This is a genomic window from Paenibacillus sp. FSL F4-0087 (assembly GCF_038020215.1).
GTDB classification, from domain to species: Bacteria; Bacillota; Bacilli; order Paenibacillales; family Paenibacillaceae; genus Paenibacillus; species Paenibacillus taichungensis.
Genome location: NZ_JBBODJ010000001.1, coordinates 6,041,700 through 6,064,987 on the forward strand (window position 1 = coordinate 6,041,700; position 23,288 = coordinate 6,064,987).

15 protein-coding genes and 1 pseudogene are annotated in these 23,288 nt (G+C 43.5%); 13 read left to right on the plus strand and 3 right to left on the minus strand.

All coding sequences use genetic code 11. From position 1 onward, the window contains the following. Positions 1 to 204 precede the first annotated feature (204 nt). On the plus strand, positions 205 to 804 hold the full coding sequence (locus MHB84_RS27575) for a TetR/AcrR family transcriptional regulator (protein ID WP_076288773.1): 600 nt from the start codon (positions 205 to 207) through the stop codon (positions 802 to 804). Between the two features lie 834 nt (positions 805 to 1,638). Here the strand turns inward: MHB84_RS27575 and MHB84_RS27580 are convergent. Then, a complete protein-coding gene (locus tag MHB84_RS27580; protein ID WP_076288772.1) occupies positions 1,639 to 2,538 on the minus strand; it encodes a dihydrodipicolinate synthase family protein in 900 nt (299 codons plus the stop codon). 251 nt (positions 2,539 to 2,789) lie between these two features. Between MHB84_RS27580 and MHB84_RS31455 the strand changes: the two are divergent. Next, positions 2,790 to 2,897: pseudogene (locus tag MHB84_RS31455) on the plus strand (alpha/beta hydrolase); the annotation flags it as partial. A gap of 194 nt (positions 2,898 to 3,091) precedes the next feature. Here MHB84_RS31455 and MHB84_RS27585 read toward each other — a convergent pair. Beyond that, positions 3,092 to 3,349, minus strand: coding sequence for a GlsB/YeaQ/YmgE family stress response membrane protein (locus MHB84_RS27585; protein WP_024630063.1), 258 nt, complete (start codon positions 3,347 to 3,349; stop codon positions 3,092 to 3,094). Positions 3,350 to 3,507: 158 nt separating this feature from the next. Here MHB84_RS27585 and MHB84_RS27590 point away from each other — a divergent pair, with 158 nt between their 5' ends. From MHB84_RS27590 to MHB84_RS27610, 5 genes are all read left to right on the plus strand, one after another. Then, positions 3,508 to 4,215: a response regulator transcription factor gene (locus MHB84_RS27590; protein ID WP_076288771.1), complete on the plus strand. Its 708-nt coding sequence runs from the start codon at positions 3,508 to 3,510 to the stop codon at positions 4,213 to 4,215. Positions 4,216 to 4,256: 41 nt separating this feature from the next. Further along, on the plus strand, positions 4,257 to 5,639 hold the full coding sequence (locus MHB84_RS27595) for a sensor histidine kinase (protein ID WP_076288770.1): 1,383 nt from the start codon (positions 4,257 to 4,259) through the stop codon (positions 5,637 to 5,639). 116 nt (positions 5,640 to 5,755) lie between these two features. Next, positions 5,756 to 6,457, plus strand: coding sequence for a hypothetical protein (locus MHB84_RS27600; RefSeq protein ID WP_076288769.1), 702 nt, complete (start codon positions 5,756 to 5,758; stop codon positions 6,455 to 6,457). Between the two features lie 822 nt (positions 6,458 to 7,279). Further along, entirely contained in the window at positions 7,280 to 8,470 is a 1,191-nt protein-coding gene (locus MHB84_RS27605; protein WP_076288768.1) for a glycine C-acetyltransferase, read from the plus strand. A gap of 37 nt (positions 8,471 to 8,507) precedes the next feature. Next, on the plus strand, positions 8,508 to 9,467 hold the full coding sequence (locus MHB84_RS27610; RefSeq protein ID WP_076288767.1) for an L-threonine 3-dehydrogenase: 960 nt from the start codon (positions 8,508 to 8,510) through the stop codon (positions 9,465 to 9,467). Between the two features lie 214 nt (positions 9,468 to 9,681). Here the strand turns inward: MHB84_RS27610 and MHB84_RS27615 are convergent, their stop codons facing one another. Further along, positions 9,682 to 10,704: an MBL fold metallo-hydrolase gene (locus tag MHB84_RS27615; protein ID WP_076288766.1), complete on the minus strand. Its 1,023-nt coding sequence runs from the start codon at positions 10,702 to 10,704 to the stop codon at positions 9,682 to 9,684. A gap of 165 nt (positions 10,705 to 10,869) precedes the next feature. On the opposite strand from MHB84_RS27615, the gene MHB84_RS27620 reads away from it, so the two are divergent. The 6 genes from MHB84_RS27620 to MHB84_RS27645 all read left to right on the plus strand — a co-directional run bounded on the left by MHB84_RS27620 (position 10,870) and on the right by MHB84_RS27645 (position 22,983). Further along, on the plus strand, positions 10,870 to 11,880 hold the full coding sequence (locus MHB84_RS27620; RefSeq protein WP_076288765.1) for a fumarylacetoacetate hydrolase family protein: 1,011 nt from the start codon (positions 10,870 to 10,872) through the stop codon (positions 11,878 to 11,880). Between the two features lie 92 nt (positions 11,881 to 11,972). Continuing rightward, positions 11,973 to 12,554 carry a TetR/AcrR family transcriptional regulator gene (locus tag MHB84_RS27625; protein ID WP_076288764.1) on the plus strand — a complete coding sequence of 194 codons (582 nt, stop codon included), beginning with the start codon at positions 11,973 to 11,975 and terminating at the stop codon, positions 12,552 to 12,554. A gap of 236 nt (positions 12,555 to 12,790) precedes the next feature. Further along, on the plus strand, positions 12,791 to 13,306 hold the full coding sequence (locus tag MHB84_RS27630; protein WP_076288763.1) for a DUF2750 domain-containing protein: 516 nt from the start codon (positions 12,791 to 12,793) through the stop codon (positions 13,304 to 13,306). Between the two features lie 486 nt (positions 13,307 to 13,792). Beyond that, the gene (locus MHB84_RS27635; RefSeq protein WP_143764641.1) at positions 13,793 to 18,097 is read left to right on the plus strand and encodes a LuxR C-terminal-related transcriptional regulator; all 4,305 of its coding nucleotides are present in this window, start codon (positions 13,793 to 13,795) and stop codon (positions 18,095 to 18,097) included. 233 nt (positions 18,098 to 18,330) lie between these two features. Then, a complete protein-coding gene (locus tag MHB84_RS27640) occupies positions 18,331 to 22,164 on the plus strand; it encodes an S-layer homology domain-containing protein (RefSeq protein WP_076288761.1) in 3,834 nt (1,277 codons plus the stop codon). Between the two features lie 492 nt (positions 22,165 to 22,656). Beyond that, positions 22,657 to 22,983: a hypothetical protein gene (locus MHB84_RS27645; RefSeq protein ID WP_076288760.1), complete on the plus strand. Its 327-nt coding sequence runs from the start codon at positions 22,657 to 22,659 to the stop codon at positions 22,981 to 22,983. Positions 22,984 to 23,288: the final 305 nt, after the last annotated feature.

A 23,288-nucleotide genomic window follows, 5' to 3' on the forward strand; every position in this document is an offset into this window, starting at 1 on the left:
CCCCCTATAAGTTTTATTTATTCCAACAAGCCAATGCCTACAATGAAATAAAAATGACCCAGCGCTATTTCATTCTAGAATAGCTTATTGTATAATGTGAAAAGAGACCGTTAGGTATCTTTATATTAGCATGATATTAGTGAATTGCAAGGACGAATTGGATAATTCGTTTAAAGCAAATATACGGTTCATATGGAGGAGATCATGAAAAAAGGGGACAGAACACGAAAACACATCATTATGAAATCGGCTGAAATTTTTAACCAGAGAGGATATGCCGGTACATCGCTAAACGATATTATTGCCGACACAGGAATTAAAAAGGGGGGCATTTATCGACATTTTGCTAGTAAAGACGAGATAGCGCTTGAAGCCTACAATTATGCGGCCAGTATGGTCGCCAGTAAATTTTCTGAAGCGGTCGATCAAGAGCAGTCTGCGTCAGGAAAGTTGCTATCTTTTTTTCGTGTCTATGAGAATGTCGTCAACGACCCCCCATTTATTGGTGGATGTCCCATGCAGAATACAGCTGTAGAAAGTGACGATACTCATTTGGAGCTTTGTGGTCAGGCAAGGCAAGGGATGCATAACTTCTTGGATATGATGAAAAGTATTATTCGTGACGGCATTCAAGCTGGAGAGTTAAAGGAGGATCTGGATGTGGATGCGCTAGCATCATTTGCATTTTCCTTGTTGGAGGGAGGGATTTTGCTCAGCAAGTTGGATGGGGATAACAAGCATATGCTGATGAACAAAAAAATTTTCTCGTCCTATTTGCAGGAATGCTGCTTAAAGATCAGTTAATCTGATGTACTGGCACATTGGAATAAAGCTGGGCATCATCGATGACAACTCAAGTTCAAGAATCTAAACTTTCGATGGATCGTCTCTTTTAAGTATAAGCTGTCTTATGCAATAGCCTAGCCCGAACGGGTGTTTTTTATATTTTTCACGCAGTTATAAGAAAGAATGTTTTTTTGTTGCAGTAATATCGAGGGACAAGAACATATTCCCAATGAAGTCGCTAATTTGGCGGCTTTTTTGTGATCGGTACAAGTTCATGTCTGAGCCAAGGATAAGAACTTGTACCGATTTCCGAAATTGAAAAGAACATAGATCATCTACCATTAGATTATTATCTAAATATTTTCGGTAAGTAATTCAATATAGAGGGTAAACTTCTTTGAGGTTTTATTAATGATTTAGTCTTGTGGCTGATCAGGTATTACTGCATCCATTTCAGAATAATAACTCCAAATAGAGCAATACCCACACCACTTACGAGTCCTAACCTTTATGTGAGAATGTGATAGCCAGGAATGAAAAAAAACAATAATAGTCCGAACCGTATACCTTTCTCCGTGCCTGCTTAATAATCGATTTAATATTAGAACTAGAATGGTGCTTGAGATGTAAATCCCAATGAACAAGAAATTGCGATCAATAGAACGTTGAGATGTCCATTGATATAAGACACCTCGTAAGCCGAAGAAAAACGCAGCCCCAACTGCAGCTACAAGCCAAATCTTGTTGTCCTCCTAATACATTAACAAAGAAAAATAAAAAATCTTGTTTGCTGTTTCAGAATAAGATACTAACTAATAAAAAGTTACCTTTTTCAGATTGACAAGGCTCTTACTAAGATTCTTCCATTGAACTGATTTCTATTAGAAATGATTTCAAGAGATCTCTTGCTGATGAATTGAGAGGCTGGAGAGGAAGAGGGAGACTAGGACTTGAAATTAACCCCATGATTTCTGCAGCTGCAGAAATAACACGAAGACTTCCGTATTGGCGGAATAGCAACCAAATCGGTTCTATTTGTGTGGAGATTTGATCAGCTTCCGCACTATAACCTTTCAGAGAGACCTGAGTCATTCTTAAACACAGCTTTGGAAATAAGCCACCCAGAACGGAGTACCATAGTTCACATCCTGCATTCAAGCCAGTAGCTGCAAATGGATCACCGCTTACCCCGATCGTAACATGTGAGGGAACTAGCTCACGAAGATTGTTAATCCTTACGTTGGCTGCTTCAAGGTTAGAAGGCACACCAGGAATCTTAATGGAACGCACATGGGGAAGGGAAGCAATTCGACCATGCAGTTCATCGGTAAAATGAAATTTCGTAGTTCCAGGATTATCATACACACAAAGTGGAATAGAGAGCGACTTTGTACATTGTTCATACAATAGGTAAACTTCTTCGTCCGTCAGTGTTTGATAAGAAACAGGAGCAAGTAGTACCGCACTAGCTCCTGCTTTTTGGGCATCTTCCGCTAAATGAAGTACATCAAGTGTGCGTAATGCACTGATACTTGTCATTACGGGGGTGTTTTCAGCTGCACTAACAGCAAGCTGCAAGACACGCAATCGTTCCATTCGACTTAGATAGGCATAGTTTCCTGTTGATCCCAGAACCCCAATAGAGTCCACTCTTGCTGAAACTAAACGTTGAATTAAGTTTACAAATTCTCTATCGTTAACATGTTGCTCATTCATAGGGGTTAAAGGAAAAGCAGATAGTCCATGAAACATTAATCTCACTCCTCTAATAATTAGGTAAAGAATTACATCAACGAATTATAAATCAAATTGGATGATTCAACAGGTCCAATTTACATAAAGTTTAATATGCCAATTTACAGAATGAGTTCATAGTAGCCATATTGGTAACCTGCATGAACATGGACCAAAAACTAATTAGGGTCGAGGGATAAGAACATTAGTCCGTTGTTTGTTCTGATGGTGTTCTGAACTGGGAAGCGTGAGGAAAAGCCAGACCCAATCTTCTGAAAAACACGACATTAGTGAATATAAAGGGTGGTAACCATGGTCAATTTGGCTCCGACGTGATGCAAAAGGGAGTGAGAGCATGCCTAAGGTTACAGGATTGAAACAGCTTCAGCAGGTTGTTCAGGCACTGAAAGAATGGATGAAATCAGTACAACAATAAAAAAAGACCGTAAGTGTTCATCATACATCGATGAATGCTTTCAGTCCTTTTATGTTTATCCTGTACCTTTATTCCCTGGCAGCATCTTTATAAAAATATCTAATGAACGACGGTATCGGTTTTCGCCTCTCTTTGTTAACGTCTTCGGAAGGCTCCACCGCGTGCCAGAGCGAAGAAGATGAGCAGGGCAATAATCGAGCCAACAATGGCTGGAATAATATGAAATCCGCCAATCACCGGCCCCCTTGGTCCCAGCAATTCCGTTCCTAACCAGGAACCGATAAAACCCGCAATAATGTTTCCAAGTACACCGCCCGGTACGTCCCGCCCAATCAAGTTGCCGCTTAACCAGCCGATAAGTCCACCAACAATGAGTACCCAGAGCAGATCCATGGATTGTTCTCCTTTCTTCGGGTTTATTACAAGTTATGTTGGGCTCATTGGAATATACCTCATCTTCCAGTTGGTGGAGGAATCTAAAGTGCCTGTGCTAAGATGAGGATAAATGATGATTGAAGCTGGTGAAAACAAGGCTAGATAGGGGTGTACATTTGAAGAGAATCCTAGTCATTGATGATGAAATCGCAATTCGAGATTTAATTGAGCTGGTGCTAAGACGAGAAAACTACGATGTGCAGACCGCAGAGGATGGCAAAATGGGCCTGCAGCTGCTCGAGTCTTTTCAACCCGATTTAGTGGTACTTGATCTGATGCTGCCAGACTGCTCCGGATATGACTTGTGCAAGGAAATCACCGGGAAACGCGCCGTTCCTGTGATCATGCTCTCTGCCAAAAATGAGGTAATCGACAAGGTGTTGGGACTAGAGCTAGGGGCGGAAGATTACATGACGAAACCCTTTGACAATCGTGAATTGCTCGCTCGAATCAAGGTGATTCTGAGAAGAAACGAGAGCAGGGAGGACACAAGTGAAGGGACAGAAGTACAATCGACACGTATCATTCATGAAGAGCTGACTTTTGACCTGGAGAGCCGAAGAGTGATGAAAAACGGTGTACCCGTGTCTTTAACGGCCAAAGAGTTTAAAATTCTGGAAACGTTACTGAAAAGGCCAGAAAAAATCTTTACCCGGGATGAGCTGCTGCAGATCGGATGGGGATATGACTTTATGGGAGATAGTCGCAGTGTGGATATGACCATCATGCGATTACGGAAGAAGTTGGAGGATAACGCCGACGAACCAAAGTACGTCAGGACGATCTATGGATTTGGCTATCAACTTGGAGGTGGCGAAGCCTGAAGTATGCAACCCGGTTACTGCTGAATTATTTATTTTTCTCCGTGCTGTCTTTTGGCATCATCATTTTTGCGGTAAATAAAGCTATCGATTACTACAGCTTCATTACCATTGAGAAACAGATGATGGAGAAGGCAGATCTGTCGGAGTTGTCCTTCCGTGAGGTGTTGGCACAGCATAGGTCATCGTCAGGTGAGCCCCAGACGAAGGAAATTGTCAGACTTGCTCTGGAGAAGCTGAAAGCTTCAGGCAAGGAAGTACGTATCTATGACAGCTCCAAGCAGTTGCTCGGCCTGGCTGTGGATGGCATCATCATTAATGATGGCAAACCGCTTATTTTTGACAAAAATATAGAGAAAGCACTGAGCGGCAGTTATGCCTACACCGTCACGGAAGATCATCTGCTTTATTTTGCGACGCCCATTCAGGATCAATTCTACGAAAACGCCTATGTGTATGAATTCGTGGAGGACATTTCCTACTTTTATGCGATTATGGATCAAATCCGTTTTATCCTGTTTGTCGGCGCAGGCGGATTTATTATACTGATTACGTTATCCAGTCTGTGGATTGCCCGCAACACAACCAAGCCGATTAAACTGTTGCTTGGCGCTGCACAAAGTTTCTCTAAACAGGAGTTTCGGAGAGTTCAACTAAACCGGAAGGATGAGCTGGGCATGCTGGCAGATGGGCTGGATTCCATGGGGCGGCAGCTTCATGATTACATTCAGTACCAGAAACAATTTGTCTCCAACGTATCTCACGAGTTAAAAACACCCTTGGCAGCAATTCGTGGTTTCTCTCAGTACTTGGTTGAAGGGGAGAACGAGAACAAGGAACTGCAAAAAATCTATGCTCATCTGCTGCAGGAATCAGATCGGCTGACGCGCTTGATTAATGAATTGTTGTTGCTATCCCGATTCGACAAGGCTGGTTCTAACGAACTGGAAGTCGAGAAGACGGAAATAAACGAACTGATTCAGCAAGTTGCTACGAGTATGGGTGCCAAGGCTAAAGATAAAGGAATCGAGATTATGTTCAGAGAGGCGGAAGCGGAACTGGAGGATAAGCTTCTGACAAGAGTCCACGCCAACGTGAATCCAATGCTGATGTCCCATGCGATCGTCAACCTTGTGGACAATGCCATCAAATATTCAGGCAGTCCATCGCTAATCGAATTAAAGTTGGAACATACGCCAAGCGAGGTAGTTATACGGATACGTGATCAAGGGATCGGTATCGCGGGCGATGAGCTGGAGCGAGTGCAGGAACGCTTTTACCGGGCGAAAAATGCAAGCACAGCGAACGGTTCAGGTCTTGGACTTTCGATTTGCAAAGAGATTGTAGAGCGGTTTAATGGATATATCGACATGGAAAGTCAAATCGGAGAAGGAACGACCGTTACGATTGTGTTACCCCGTGCGTAAACACTCGCTTAAATAGTTAACGTTACAAGATTGATACAATTCTGTTATGAGACTAACAAATGCTTTTTTTATAATCACTTCATAAGAAGAAATCACACATTTATGGAGGGATCATGATGAAATTAACAAAGAAAGCTGCAGGTTTTATCGTACTAGGTGCTTTACTAACGGTGGCATTAACGGGCTGTCAATCTAGTGAAGCTACATCTCCAGCAACCGGACAGAACACAGCAAATGAACAGAACACCGGCGAAGGTGCAACAAATGCTAATGCGCCTGCTTCCGAAAGTTCTGAAGAAAAGGGTACTGAAGCTATTAAAGAAGGTTCGATGGAGAAGGAAGGCAATGTGGTGCTGAAGGAGCTTGCTTTTGTCTATAATGAGCACACCATTGCGATTTCGGATACAGCGAATGAAGATCAGATGGAACAGATGCTGGGCAAACCGGATAACGTGAAATCTCATACGTACAGTGCTGACGATGGAACAAACATGGATACGTTAATCGGTTTTACAGAAAAGGTTTATACGTATCCTGGTCTGGAGATTAAAACTATCAGTATACCGGAGGGGAAACAAGACTCCATCTTTCATATCGAAATTACAGATCCTAAGTATGCGACAGTGCGAAACATTAAAGCAGGAGATAGCCTGGATACACTCAAAGACGCCTACCCTGAGGGGAAACTGCTTGGTGATGGAGCCGCTAATGAGGAGGATGACTTCCGTTACGAGCCATCCAATTATGTGGATGTGATGTCGTTTCATATCAAAGATGCCAAGGTGGAGAGCATTCAGATCTACAGCCTTTTGGACTAATAATTAGTATCGATGTTGGTAAGATATTATACGATTTAAATACCTGCCTGTGAGAGGGCAGGTATTTTCTTATATAACGAATCAAAAATAGAAGTTTTGAACGAACTTTCAACGTTCTAGCAAGTGTGGACCACTTAATTTCAGAACTCTTTTAGCTTGATAAAATAATTCTAGGTGAACGGCGACAACAATTGCTTAGTTGTCGGAGGACAAGAACATAGTTCGATTACCGAAATGGATAAGAACCTGTTCCCATTACCGATTAGTTAAGTACCGTAAATAAACATTCTTAAACCACATGAAAATTGCTGAGTACAGTAAGGAAGACGCCTGAAAATCCAACTAGCATGAATTCGAAGCGAGCTCCGTTGATGAAGAGAGAACGCTCGGCCCATCACACACTACCATTAGGACGTACGTTGGCTAGAATCGACATGTTCGCGTTGAGCCAAGGACAAGAACATTGAGTCATTTCCGATTTGATGTTGATCTAAATAGTTTTCACGCCGGAACACATATTTCTTTCCAACCCACTTAATTGTTTGTCCAGATGAAAATACAAATCTATTTCGAAATACTTTCGCTTCTTCGACCAGAACTTCGTTTGTATCAAGCAAAGATTTAGTAGCGATTGCTTCCGGAAATGGGGAAGCAATCGCTATGTTTTCGTGCGGATATTTTTATTTTTTTGTCCTCCACATGTGTACAAAAAATAAAAAAGATGATACATTGAAATTAGTTTAACTCCTTTTATAACAGGGTTTTTTTAAAGAATACTATGTCTCCTGTACGAGGACATACGTATATCGAGGAGGGAATGGAATGTCAAGTCAAGCATTGGACCAATTTTTAATTTCGAACATCGAGGATCTAAAGACTAAAGGTCTATATAACGTCATCGACACGCTGCAGGGTGCAAATGGTCCTGTTATTCGTATCGACGGAAAGTCCCTAATCAATTTGTCTTCCAATAACTATTTGGGACTGGCAACAGATCACCGCCTGATTGATGCTTCAGTTAAGGCGTCGCAGACATACGGGGCAGGCGCAGGGGCTGTGAGAACCATTAATGGTACGATGGATCTTCATATTGAGCTTGAAGAAAAACTGGCCCGTTTCAAAAAAACGGAAGCCGTTATCGTGTATCAATCGGGATTTAACTGCAATATGGCTGCTATATCCGCGGTAATGGACCAGCATGATGCGATTTTATCTGATGAGCTGAACCACGCTTCGATTATTGATGGTTGCCGCCTGTCGAGAGCCAAGGTGATTCGCTTTAAGCATTCGGATATGAATGATTTAAGACAGCAGGCGAAAGATGCCAAGGAATCCGGTCAGTACCATAAAATTATGGTCATCACCGACGGGGTTTTCTCCATGGATGGTGATATAGCAAAGCTGCCCGAAATCGTGAAAATAGCAGAAGAATTCGATCTGATTACTTATGTGGATGATGCCCACGGTTCGGGCGTTCTCGGAGCAGGTGCGGGAACCGTGAAGCATTTTGGATTGTCCGACCGCATTGACTTTCAAATTGGTACTCTTTCCAAGGCGATCGGCGTTGTCGGAGGTTATGTGGCGGGTAAAAAACAACTGATCGAATGGTTGAAGCTGAGAAGCCGTCCGTTTCTGTTCTCGACATCGCTACCTCCGGCTGTAATCGCTTCTTGCAGCGCTTCTGTCGACATTTTGATGAATGACAAAGAACTGATCGAGAAGCTGTGGGAGAACGGCAATAAATTGAAAAATGGCTTGAGCCTGCTTGGATATGATGTAGGCCAAAGCGAAACGCCGATCACACCTTGTATCATTGGCGATGAAGTAACCACCCAACAGTTCAGCAAACGGCTCTATGAAGAAGGCGTTTACGCCAAGGCAATCCTGTTTCCGACAGTTCCGAAGGGAACCGGAAGAATACGTAACATGCCGACAGCTGCCCATACCAAGGAGATGCTCGATCAGGTGATCTCCGTTTATGAGAAAGTTGGCAAGGAAATGAAGCTGATTTAGCTGCATTCGCGGGAGTATATTTCGGGAGGAATGTCTTATGAACAAGATTTTGGTGACTGGAGCACTGGGCCAAATCGGTTCTGAGTTAGTTGTTAAATTACGTGAAATCTATGGTGCGGATCACGTCGTTGCAACGGATCTCAGGTCATCAGCCCACGAAATTACCCGATCCGGGCCATTCGAGCTGCTGGACGTGACGAATGATAAGGCGATGTTCGAAATCGCCAAGCGGTACGAAGTTGATACCGTCATCCATTTGGCTGCGCTGCTGTCGGCTACCGCAGAGGAGAAACCGCTGCTTGCCTGGAATTTGAATATGGGCGGATTGATGAATGCACTTGAAATATCCAGGGAGCTCGGCTGCCAATTTTTCACTCCAAGCTCCATTGGATCTTTTGGTCCTTCGACTCCGAAAGACAATACCCCGCAGGATACGATCCAGAGGCCCAATACGATGTACGGTGTGAATAAAGTGTCCGGCGAACTGCTTTGTGATTATTATTTTCACAAATATGGCCTGGATACTAGGGGGCTGCGATTCCCGGGTTTGATATCTTATATGACGCCTCCCGGCGGAGGAACGACAGATTACGCTGTGGAAATTTATTACGCAGCCGTGACGACTGGCCGGTATACATCTTATATCGCCAAGGACTCAAACATGGACATGATGTATATGCCGGATGCCCTGAACGCTATCATCGAATTAATGGAAGCGGATTCTTCCCGGTTGATACACCGAAATTCATTTAATGTTACCGCAATGAGCGTGGATCCGGAGGCGATCGCTGCAGCGATACGGGATGAGTTTCCCGGCTTTATCCTCGATTATGACGTTGATCCGAAGAGACAGGCGATTGCCGATAGCTGGCCGCATTCCATTGATGCGACGGCAGCGAAAACAGAATGGGGATTTCATGCCCGTTACGACCTGAAGGCCATGACGAAGGATATGCTTTCACAGCTAAGCGAGAGACAAATGCTTCGCAAGGCTTAAAGTTATTATGAATTCGCTGTGCAAACCGAGTAGAAATACAAAAGAAGCTGAAGAGTTCTACTAGTAAGTCATAAGTCCAACTCCATTTTTCTTCATAATCGGTTTCTAAGCACCCATTTTAATTCCGTGGAACAATTCAAAAAAACGGCCGCTGTTCGCATCGTTTGCGACAGGGTCGTTTTTTGTTTTTCGTAGGCTAACTTCAAATTGCTATTCACACTTGCCAAACACTCATAGGGTCCCATGGCTTGATTTGATTACCATATTTTGCGGTCAAAAAAACTTTCATGTCTTCCAGTTTAGCAGGCACCTCGTTCCAAATTGGAAGAGGGGGTAACCCTCGTTTGCTTTTCAATAGGATGTCCACTGTAACATACAAGCGTTCTGGCTGAATCCAATGAAGGAAGCGGGAAATATCAATTTGCTTGGTCAGGGACAAGGCATCAATTTCGTCATTGTAATGCTTGTTGAACTCGCTGATCAGGTTCAGGAGGTAGTCTCTCTGCTCCTTCACGAAGTCCAGGCCGCAGATGGCGCCATGTCCTGGAATAACGATTTCGGGTTTAATTTCATCAATAATGCGGTCAAGCACTTTAACCCAATTGAGGGTTCCCTCTTCGCTGTATGCAGTACACCCGTTAAACACGACATCGCCGGCGAACAGCACTTTTTCTTTTGGCATCCACAGCAGCAAGTCGCTGTCAGAGTGTGCTGGAGCAACGTTGTAAATCATTACTTCCGTATCGCCAAGACGGATGTTGATATCGTCTTTTATCTCAATATTCGGGAGCAACCATTCTACGCCTTCCAGGTCGAATCCTTCAAATTCCGCTGCAAAAAACCGCTCGCCCGAAGTCGATTCCGGAGAATCCTTTCCTCTTTTGATGACGCTGTCCATCCAGGCGATATTTTCGGTAAGACGCTCTCTGGACGCTTCCTTGTGCATAATAATGCAAGCATCTTCAAACACTTTGTTTCCCCAGGCATGGTCGCTATTATAGTGCGAGTTCACCACATATGCGGGAGAGCCGCCGTTGCTTACTTCCTTAAAAGCCTCCCGCATTTCCCGCGCATGGAACAAATCGAAGAACGTGTCATACACCAGCCCTTCACCCTTGTTGATGAATCCGGCATTGGCCCAACTGATGCCGCGATACGGCGAAATACCGGCAAAGACGCCATCTGCGACTTCAAAAAATTTAACGCGAGGTTTTTGAATAATACGTCCATACTTCATAAAAATTCTCCTTCGTGTATATGTTTTTTTGGTAAGTCATACTGACTATGTCCTCATTATAGAAAATGGAAAACAGAAATACAAGCATGTACTTGCATGCATTGATTCCATACTGTATGCTACTAACAGAACAACATCACACTACATGGATGGAGGCGCTGCAATATGAAACTAGTAACCTTTCAAACCAATACATCCCAGGAACCTTTGTTTGGGCTTGTAATTAACGAGAGATTTATCGTGTCTTTTGCTGCAATCATGAAAAAGCAGGGAACGTTCTCTGACAGTCTTGAAAGTATGGACAGCTATCTTCATTATTTGCCGGAGAGTTATGATGCTGCTAAGGAAATGATGCAATATGCTATCGAACAGTTGCATCAATTCAATGAAAATGAAATCAGCCTGATTTCAGCGGTAAACCTGCTACCGCCGGTTCCGAATCCGGCTGCGCTTATCGATTTTGGGCTGACGCCAAGACATCTGAGAAATGCTGGCGTAAATCTGCTGCAAAGAGAATATACAGGGCCGGAAAGAGAAGAACTTAAACGGAAAATCGCCGAAAAATTCCAGCAAGATCCGAATAAAGTGAATTTCAGTTATTACAAGTGTAACCATAATGCTGTAATTGGCGATGGGGATACGATTCATTGGCCATCATACTCTTCATACCTGGATATTGAGCCGGAGCTGGCCTTTGTTACAGGGAAAGGGAACTGCGTTGCAGGTTATGTTATTTTTAACGACAGTACTGTCCGCGATGTGCAGTGGCCGGATTTCCAGGCGATGACCGGACCGACGCGCTGCAAAGATTTCGATCGCAGCAAAGGAATAGGACCATTTCTGGTAACGCCGGATGAAATCGACAACCCTCTAGCATTGGACGTGGATGTGCGTATCGGGGAGAGACTGCACTGGAAGGGAAGCACATCCGAGTATTCTGCACACCCTGCAAAAGTGATGGAGGAGGTTCTCAAAGTTTTCACGCCACTCCCGGGCACGATTATAGGAATGGGGACGATACCGGATTGCTGCGCAATCGAGACCGAAGAATGGCTGTTGCCCTCTGACCGAATCCAGATTACATTTGATAAATTAGGCACGCTCACGCAATTGGTGCCTGATCATATCAAAATTACGGAACCAAGCCGCTGGGATAAAAGAAGTGATTTACCTTAAATAAACGTTTATGAAAATGATGAACCCCTACCCTGCTGCATATACAAAACTTGTAGTAGAATAGATTTAACATATGCAAAAGGAGAAATACAATGCAAACTTCAGACAGAATCATTGAAGCCGCGACACAGCTCATCAAAAAGAACGGCTATCGGGGAGTAAGCACCAAAGCCATTGCAACGGAAGCTAAAGTCAATGAATCTACGATTTTCCGGCAATTTGGAAGCAAGCAAGGCATATTGGAAGCCATCATTGAAAGACATTCGGATATCCCGCAATTTGAGAAGCTGTTAAAAGAGGACGCGACCGATAATCCGGAAGTCGATCTGCTGAATGTAAGTCAGCAGTACCGATTGTTCTTCCATAAAAATGCGGACATCATTTTAATTGGCATCCGCGACAAAGGAATGTTTCCCGAATTAGACAGAGTGCTGGCCGATCCGCCGGTGAAGCTGCACTCCTTGCTGGTTGAATATTTTGAACGTCTGCAGAAGAAAAAAGTTATAGCCAGACAGGATGAGCGCCTTGCCGCCATGTCTTTTCTCTCTATGTGCTACGGATTTCAGATGAGCGAGCTGATTCACGGGCAATATCAGTCCCAACTCGTCACCGAGAAAGATTTCTACAAGCACAGTGTCTCATTGTTTGTAAAAGGAATTTTGTCTCAGTCATAAGGTTTGTGAGATATGTCTGTATTCGCATACGAAATGGACCTCGGTACTAGGCTGTTGCTATACCGTGGAACTTCTTCATCTCAGCGTTTTTATACTCAAAAACTAGTCTGCATTTATCAGTATTAACGTAGATTATATACCATAAATATGGTGATCATTGATCGGCTGCCTTTATATAACTAACGGGCAGGTTAGCGTGGTATATTTAAATTAAAGTTCTAACAAGGAGGCTGCAAATGAATTCGATAACCTCGAAAGAGTTTGAAGCTCTTATTAAACTCCCTGCGAACATTCGATATGAATATTTTATAAAGAAGGTTACTGATTCAGGAGCAATTTGGGGGTTGTATGATAACGGTTGGGCAATGTCTTCAGATGATAAAGAGAGATTGCTTATTTCATTCTGGCCTAGGAAAGAGTTTGCAGAGTACTGTGCTTATGAAGAGTGGTCAAATTATAAAGCACATTGTATCTCATTAGACGAGTTCATTAGTGACTGGTTAACCAATATGGTGGAGGATCAGCATAAGCTGTCGATCTTTTGGAACAGAGATGATTCTGCAGTTCTTGAGATTCAAGTGCTACTAAATGATTTAGTGAAGGAACTCAAAAAGTATTGTTCCTTCGTTACGACGGGGAACGTTAGCTTAATAAACTTAAGAAGGCATCAAATTGATCAGTTGCTGATTTCAACTAGCGGACTGTCAACAGGGATCGTTGCAGAAATGCTGACGATCCTTTTTTGTATATGAGTATTTAAATCACAAAAAAGGGCTCCTCCGTAGACCAGGACACCCCAAGTGCGGGTCAGCGATCACGTACCTGGATATAAAGGGAAAACAGTGGGTGTTGCCCGGCAAAAAAAGGTATAGAAAGCCAATGCGCGGATCTGATGCTCTTTTATCAGGATCCTACCATCATACGCAGGGTGAATGACTCTTTTAAGAAGAATCGCCCTAGCAAAGGGTAAATATAGGAGAGAGCGATACAATAAGTATTATTTGCGATGAATACATATATCACCCAGGCTAGACTCTAGATGCATCATAGATTAAGATTTATTTAGGCAAAGTGATAACTCGATTTTATCTAACCCAATTTTTATTATATTCTGAAATATGCTTTTTCTCGAAACGAAAATATAACCCAGATAGGTGTGCATCGTCATCAAGATTTTAAGAGAATACATCACGCAACCCCCTGTAGAGCTTGCTGTGTTCATTGAATTGTCAATTATAATGACGGAAATGGTACACCGTGAACATCAGCAAAATACAGTGATAGGGCACCTTAGCCCTGATCATATCATCGTTCAGTGGGAGGGGAAGGCTGCGAAGATATCCTGGCATACGGAAAGTCATGCTGCCTACCATTCTCCCGAGCAATTTGGCCGATTCGATCTTGTGCCGAGTGGGCGAAGTGATCTTTACGCATTAGGTATTATTTTCTACGAGTTGTTAACCGGGCAATTGCCTTTTCAAGCTGACAATGAAGAAGACTGGAGCACCGTGCATATCCGCAGGGTGCCTCCACCTGTATCCGATATTCGGTTGGGATTAGACGAAACAATACAAGCGATACTAATGAAATTACTTGCCAAATCAGAGGTAGACCGTTACCAGAGTACATATGGAGTACTTGAAGATCTGAAGTTGTACCAGAACATGATGGATAACGACGGAACGTTTACGCCAATGGAAGTCGGACGTTGGGATAAGATCCATACGCTTTCCCTATCCGAATCATGGTATGGGCGTAGTGCTGAAGTGATGCAAATGGAGACAGGGCTGGAGCAGGCTCTACAAGGAATGAATGCAATTCGTTGGGTGATAGGCAAAGAGGGGACAGGTAAAACGACGTTTGTCCATAGGCTTCAACAAAATGTCGTTCGACATGGAGGCCGGATGATCACAGTGCAAGCGGAGCCTTCCCAACAAACTGTACGGTGTGGACTGATCCTTCAGGCGATGCGGCAATGGATTCACCAGCTGTGGAGTGAGCCAGTTGATATCATTACACAACTGAAGGCTAGGATACAAGCGGAGTTTGGGCGAGAAACGCAAGTAATCGTCTCCTGCTGGCCTGAGGCTAATCCGTTGTTAAACAGCAATACGGAGGTATCTCATATCACGAACGATCCGAAGGTCTGGGATCGGTTTGAAGAATTGCTGCCGGACCTGATTTGCTGCATGGCTGAATGCAAGCCACCGCTTGTTCTGTTTATGGACAATTTGCAGTGGGTTGACTGTGGTACGCAAACCGTAATTCGTACGCTTGCACTAGCACAAAAGGCACATGGATTATTCTTAATCGGAGCTGTTCGGGCGGAGGAAGTTCTCACTTCCGTTCGGGATGAACCGAATTTCAAGCAAGAGACATTACTGACTTGGTTGTTCGAAAGATGCCGTGTGAATCCAGAGGAACAAGTAGCTCTGCCTCCGCTGGTTTATGAAGATGTGAGGCAGCTACTCTCTGATGCTTTACATGAGAAATCCGCGCGTATTCATCCTCTGGCGCGATCTGTCTACGATCAAACAGGTGGTAATCCCGGCTCGATTCGTCTCTTGCTAAAAGACTGGTTACAGGAGCACAGACTAAGCTTTGACGAGAAAAGACGTCAGTGGGTGTGGGACTCAGAAATAATTCGGCTACTAAGCAGTTCAGAAGGCCATATACGTCTCCTGGAGACGGGCTTCTCCAAGCTCAAGGAAGATCGGAAGGAATTTTTAGCTGTGGCAGCCACAATTGGTCCGACATTTCAATTATCTCTCTTGGCTGAAGTGTGTACTATACCAATGGATATTGCATTTCACTGGCTTCAAGAGTCTGAAGCTGAAGGATTTATTTATCGGCAAGATGAAGCGAAGCAAGAAGATATATCGGAATCAATCTATGTATTTGTGCATGAATTCATACACCGGATGGCATATGCTTTTGATCCAGGACGCAATATGCACCGACACAGAGCAATCGGGCGGTCGTTACAGGATCACGTTCCTGAGCCACGCGATGACCTGTCATGGACAGTGATTGATCATTTGAACTTGGCTGCTTTACTATTATCGGAGCAAGAGACGAGGGAACTGATCGAGCTCAATCTGCAAGCGGGACAAGAGGCGTTGGCATCCGGGCGCTATGCGAAAGGAAAGAATTATGCCGAGAACGGGCTTCATCTGCTGGCAACAAGAGAGGTGGGAGGATCAGGTACAAGTGATATCGGGTTGCAACTGATATTGGCATGGACGGAATATATGGATGGCAATAGCGAACGAGCGAAGGAGCTGCTGGTTGACTTGAACCAAGACAGCGATCAGCTGAGCCGATCGGAACGGCTCAAGATCTGGGCGCCTTTGATTCAATTCCATGCATTCGCTGACAATGAGATTGCGATTCAATTTGGGATGGAGGCACTAGGCTCCTACGGTTGGAAGCTTGGGAAGAAGAGTTCCCTATTGTCCATCGCCAAGGAGGTGATCCGGACCGGGGTCCTTTTACATCGAAAACGGGAGAAGCGCCTTCTACTGTCCAACCCACTCGACGAGGAATATGAGGAGCTATGCCATTTAATGGAGCTGATGTTTCTTCCGTTGCTTACACACGATGCGCGATTACTTCTGGAATTATATGCCCGATTTATTCGTTATGGGTTGCAAAAAGGAGTAAACGAGTCGCTGGCTGCGATGATTGGTGGATATGAGCTGATTGTACAAAGGGTATTTCCGAGCTTGGTTCGAGAGACTTCGATTGCTGAACGGGTGTTTCAGCAAATCGCGAACGACTCTACATTCAGGAAAAAACATGTCATTACTTTTTTGAGCGGAATGTATAAGCAGATGGACAGGCCTTTGGAATCTTCCATCGCTTTGTTCAAGGGGATGCGTCAAGGGCTTGAATCCGGTGATCATGATTTTGCTAATCAGGCCTTAATTTTCTGTTTTATGGGTAACCCTGGAAATGTATATGCCTTAAATGAATTGCTTCGATACTTTGAACAGAACATGCAACAGATTGCCGACGACAAGATACTGGAAATGGTACGGCTGACGAACAGCTATGCAGCGGTGCTGCAAGATGAGTCGTTGGCCGACAGCTTTGTGGCTATTCCACAGGTGCCAACCAGCAGCCAGTTGGAGCAACGGGACGAGGACAACTATAGCTGCTGTTGCCGGCTGGAGGCCGCTTACTTGTCGGGAAGGTACAGGGAAGCGCTGTACTGGTCACAACGAGGAAGGGCAAACGAATTGCCTTTGGATTGGATGCGAATTCGTAAACATCGCCTATATGAGAGCTTGGCACTAGCTGGATTATACTTCGAGACGAACCGGGAGGAACGCAAGCGAATCCGGAAGGCGATACGCGCACAATTACGATTGATGAGGAGTTGGCGAGGATTTTTGGACAGTAAGTCCTCCGCCTATTTTCTGATCAAAGCAGAGAGTGAACGGATCGCTGGGAATTCGATGGGTGCGCTGCAACAGTATACGGCTGCAATCAGGCAGGCGAGAATGGAGAAATACGTGTTGCTGGAAGCCATTGCTTGCGAACGGCTTGCGGTGTGTTATCAAGACGATCTGCTCAGCCGATCTGGAGCGGCAATTACAATGATGGATGCATGTGCGGCATACGCCGAATGGGGCATAACTTCCAAAGTAACACAGATTAGAAGCAGACACGCTGAATTGCTGGACCCGGTTTACAAACGCTATGAGGGTCCGGTTTTGCAGGAGCGAGTCCAAGTGAATCATACTGGCACTGAGTTACTTCGGCAGAACGGCACCAAGAAGGGTGAAGGTTCAAGGAGCGAAGAGGAATTCGAGCTTGTACAGCGACTTATGAAAGGGTTTGCTATGCCGAATAAGGCCGACTGGAAGGTGAATCTCTTGAAAACGGCTCTTCAACAAGCCGGAGCAGAGCGGGGCCTATTATTGAAGCGTGGAAATAACGAGTTCTTTATTGAAATTAACGGTTCGGACTGGAAGGAGAAGCAAGAGGGGAACGGATTGTATTCAGAGAGCGTCTTACGTCATACAGCGATAACAGGCAAACCGCTGGTTCTGTATGATGCGATTGAGAGTTTTTGGGTGAAAGATGCCTATATTGCAGCAAGCACACAAAGATCGATCCTGTGCATGCCAATTGATGTTCCGGGAGAACAGGCCTCCTATCTGCTTTACTTGGAAAATCGACAGATGCCAGGCGTATTCACAAAGAAGGACGTCCAGGTGTTGGAGCTTATTGCGACACGGATCATTTATCTCAAGCTACTGGAAGACGAAGCTGCGGATGTTACAATCCCGAGTACTAACGTATCGTCTGCGACGTCTGGTCTTGGTCAACCAGGGCTGACCGAACCGCTGACCGAACGTGAAACGGAAATTATAACCGCGATTGCGGAAGGTTTGTCGAACAGGGAGATTGCCGACCGGTTTGGTATCGCAGAGACAACGGTTAAAACACACACGTCTAGAATCTATGGCAAGCTGGGTGTAAAGCGGCGGGGTCAAGCTGTCGTACGTGCCAGAGAGCTGCAATGGATAGAGTGACAAACGGGAAGCGAGCTGTAAAAGTCGCTTCTTTCTTTTTTTTGGAATGAGTATAAAAAGCGTCATGATTTAAGATCAGATCAAATTTTTTTATTGAGTACAACTTTAGTAGGATTTAAATTTCTTATGCTCAGACTATGATATTTAGATTGGAATGAATGACAGGAGGTAATTTTAGCAATCGGTTCACCATTTTTAAACAGTAACTAGATCTGAGAAAGGAAGTGTATGTGGTGAGAAAGAGAGTGGTTTCAACCGGAAGTTTATTCGTTGCAATCGTTAGTATGGTATTCATCGTTTTTTTTAATCATCAAACTGCAGCATCTGCTAATATCGTTTCGTCAGCTATCTATGCATTAGAGGATACAACAATTGTTTATGAAGGAATAGATTCAGGAAAGATAATGTACGAAGATGAGGGCCTTGGATATCTTAATATAGGTTATCAGGGGGGATATGGTTCTCCAATAGAGGTTCAATCCAAACTGACTAAATTATTAAATCATACTATCCCAGAAATTCACCCTAAGCCCACCCTTGTTCCCTTTGACTTTACAAGCCACATATCAGAGGAAAACCTAAAAACAAATCCTACTGCAACATTTATCCTTTCTGTACTTTCTGCCGAAGAAGCACGCAGTGCCGATATACCAACGAAGGAACATTATATACAAACGACTGATATTACATACACTGAAATTGAGGATATCGAAATAACGGGTGTTGTTAATGACGGTATATATAATACAAATGTAACGCCGCAATTTAACATAGGTACAGCTACACTAAATGGAGCTTCCTTTTCAAGTGGAACAACAATTACTGTTGAGGGTTCTTATACACTTGTCGTTACTGATGGAAGCCTCTCAAAAACATTACAATTCGAAATAGATAAAACGCCTCCGACTGCAACCGTTCTTATAAATAATGGAAGCTACTTCACGAATCATCAATTTGTAGATGTTACAATTACACCAGATCCAGGCGTGGATGATATCGTTAGGATGCGGTATTCTGTTAATTCGTCTCAAGTATCAACTACTCAGCTATACTATTCACAATTTTCAATTGGGGTAGGATCGGATAACGGTGATAAATCGGTAAGAGTTGAATTAATAGATGCAGCGGGCAATATATCTCCGCTTTATTTTTGGAATTTCTCAATGAATACTACTATCCCTACTGGTACTTTAACGATTAACAGTGGTGCTGCCTATACAACAGAGCGCGAGGTTGATCTCCTTATTACACCAGATGTAGGTGCTAATGAAATTGTGAGTATGCAATTTTCAGCAGATAATAATAATTGGTCTTCAGTAGAAGGTTACAGCCCAAGCAAAAGATATACATTGCCAACGGGAGACGGAGATAAAACCGTTTTTGTAAGACTTATTGATCGCTTTGGCAACATTGGTGTGATTCAGAGAAGTATTTTGTTGAATACGAAGCCTCCAACAGCTTCTGTTCTTATTAATAATGGAAACGTCTACACGAATAACGCGAATGTAGTCGTTGCAATAACTCCAGATGTAGGTGTAAACGACATTGCTTTCATCAGATATATGATTAATAGTTCAACACCAACGACGATCCCATATATCGACAGCTTTGTTATTAATGTAGGAAATACGAATGAAGAGAAAGAGATTACGGTTACGCTAATTAGTGGGGGAGGAAATATTTCTCCGATATATTCATCAACAATTATTCTTGATACCTTAGAACCAACAGGAACAGTTGCGATTAATGGAGGAGCTGCCTATGCAGCATCGACAGGAGTAACTCTTACATTTACATTAGGAGCAGACGTGGCGGATGTCGAGGGTGTACAGTTCTCGAATGACAATTTGACATGGTCAACGAAGCAAGTGTACAGCCCAAGCATGAGTTACATCTTGTCGGCAGGTGAAGGCAACAAGACCGTGTATGTACGATTCATTGATCGTGCAGGTAATATAGGTACAGCACAGGATAGCATTACACTAGACACGATAGCGCCAACAGGCACGTTAAATATTACATCTCCGATGATTACAAATGCTACAAGCATAACTCTCGAAGTTACAAGCAGTGATGCAGATTATATGGAGCTTGGTGAGACAGGTCAGCCGTATGAAGCACAAGTAGCTTATAACGGTAGCATCCAAAAATACACTCTACAGGATGCTGAAGAAGATGGCGTGAAAACCATTCAAGTACGTTTGTCAGACCAGGCAGGAAATACAACGGTGCTTACAGCAGACGTGACATTGGATCAAACGGTTCCATCAGGCACAGTAGTTGTCAACGATGGCGAGCTGTATACCAATGATGCTGATGTGACCGTGGAAGTGACGCCAGCAACCGGTGTTACTGACATTGTAGACATTAGGTACACCGTTAATGGCACACCAAAGACAATTGCTTACACCGACAGCTTCGTCATTGACGTAGGAAGTACGAATGAAGAGAAAGAGATAACAGTGGAGCTAATAGATAAAGCAGGAAATGGTTCACCAGCGTATACCTCAAAGATTACACTTGATACCGTAGCACCGACAGGAACAGTTTCGATTAATGGAGGAGCTGCTTCTGCAACATCTCAAGGGGTAACCCTTAAATTTACTTTAGGGGCAGGTGTGACGGATGTCGTGGGTGTACAATTTTCGGATGACAATGTGACATGGTCAACAGAAGAAGCCTACAGCCCAAGCATGAGTTACAACCTGTCAGCAGGAGAAGGCAGCAAGACGGTTTATGTCCGATTCATCGATCGCGCAGGCAATGTTTCAGAAGCCACAAGTGCTTCCATTATTTATCGTACCATTCCTGAGCCGAGTCATAGTACAGGACATACATCTGAGGTTGCTTCTACCGAAAATCCAGTGTCAGCAGATGTGATGATAAAGTTTGGTGAAGATGAGCTTGAGGGTGCGTTTACAGGTCAAGTCCATGTTCAAGGAAGCTCTATTGAGATTCTGTTAAGCAAGGCGCAGCTTACTCACTTAAGCAAAACACATGAAAACCAGACGATAGAAGTGAGCTTAATGGGGACATACTCAAAGTCTCAGCTAATCGTGTCCAATGAAGCGCTAGATAAGCTTGCTGCTAACAGCAATAGTCTGTTATTTAAAACAACGGGCCAACAATTTTTACTAAGCAGCCAGGAATTAAAGCAAATGCTAGCGACCAATCACAGCAGCTATGTAATTAGCATAAAGCATGAATCTGAAGGAATGTTTGCTCAAGCTAAGGAACAAGCTCAAAAGGGTGCTTATCAGTTAATTGGAGTTCCGATTACAATTGATCTAATGGCACAGAATGAGGATAACTCACTACATTTACAAGAGCTTGGAACTATCGTGCTTCGCTCGACGGGTACGGGGGAATTGCCGTCAGCCGTGTTAAAGCTTCTAGATAACGGAGTACAAAGCCCAGTGACAGCGGCAATTTCAGTAAATAACCAAAGCTATTATGCTAAGGTAACAAGCTACGGATCAGGCACTTACATGCTGATTCGCAAGCAGCCTAGATTTACAGACGTCTCCGGCTGGTCGCTTAAAGCAATTGATACATTATCTTCCAAACTTATACTGAGTGGCGTGAATGAAACAACGTTTGAACCGAAACGTGCTATAACAAGAGCTGAATTTGCTACTATTATCAGCAAGGCTCTCGGGCTGGTGGAGACATCAGGTAGCCTAAATTATACTGATGTTGTTACAGGTGCATGGTATTCGGATGCTGTAGCTACAGTTGCGGAACTTGGTTTTATGAATGGTTATCCAGATACTACTTATCGTCCAACTCAGAAAATTACGAGAGAAGAGGCTATGGTTATTGTAGCGAGAGTGTTACATCATCTTGATTCAAAAAAGGTATTATCTGACTCGGAAATAGATAGGGTCCTTGGCGAATATAGCGATCAAGCTCAAATTAGCATCTGGTCTAGAAATGATATTGCCTCCTCAGTACAAGAAGGAATTATTATGGGTATTAACGGAAAGTTAGCCGTAAAAGATCAAATTACGAGAGAGCAGGTTGCTGCAATGATCGTTCGTCTGCTAGAGCATGCAGAGATTCTTTAGTAATTTTCTCTATTAATAAACGATGCCGCTGACAGCTTCGGAGGTCGCGTCACACTTGCATAAGGATTGTCGAGGATAAATTAAAGTCGCTATTTTAGCGGCTTTTTTATTTTATCGGTACAAGTTCTTGTCCCAAGCAAACGACAAGAACTTATACCGATTACCATAATAGACAAGAACATAGTCAGATTGCCGATTTGATGTATGTCTAAACATTGAGCACATGCACTTATAAAAGGGCTGCGCAAACGCTTATTTTCCTTTTTGCTCGATGTAGCCTTTCGCATACACGGACTCGATAAACCAAAAAAGCCATTTTCTCTTTGACACAGCAACCAGCTTAATCACTGAAGTCAAAATCAATTAATGGTAGAGAATGTATCGGGGATTTCTACTAGTTATCGTAAGATCATATGTAAGAAGTTGAGACTTTCCTGTGCCTTTCATTTTGAAAAGAAAAATAAAAGATAAATGGGAGGAGGGATCGATAGGTTGAATAAGGATGAATTATTAAAACTCATAGCCACAAGTGGCTACAACGTCTATTTTGGGGCGAAAAATCATTTCGCGACTTATGATATTATCGAAAAGGTGCCACGAGCGATTGCGTTGTTAGGGCTGCTCATCGGGATATGGCAGTTGTGGAAACCAGACATTTCTTACAGCCAACTAATCGCTGGGCGTGTTGGAAAAGGACAGATCCGCATGATGCAAAATGACAATGGACTGCTTCGTTTTGATGATTCTCAATCTACCTACCTCCTTAAAAAGAAAAAAAACCTCGAAAAAGGGGGTCGTAGTCCTAGGTCACGAATATAATAAATGTCCCAAAGTTCCCCTGAACCGATTTTGAGTTATCGGGGTATTTGTGCGGTGCAGGAAATAGTCGAGAACTAGTATTTACGAATATTTGGGAATGCGTTACATTTATAATTTTAGGAGGGAGGGTTTCAACTGATGAGAAAATCCACAATCTGCTCCATGCAAAGTCTATTCTATAAACAACGGCGGTTGTTTGTGTGGAGCGAGAACTAAGAAATTTGACCGCTGAATCATCTCTGGCATGATGTTTACTGTTTATAGAATGACTTTGCTCCCTTAAATTTCAAAAAAAATTTTAAGGA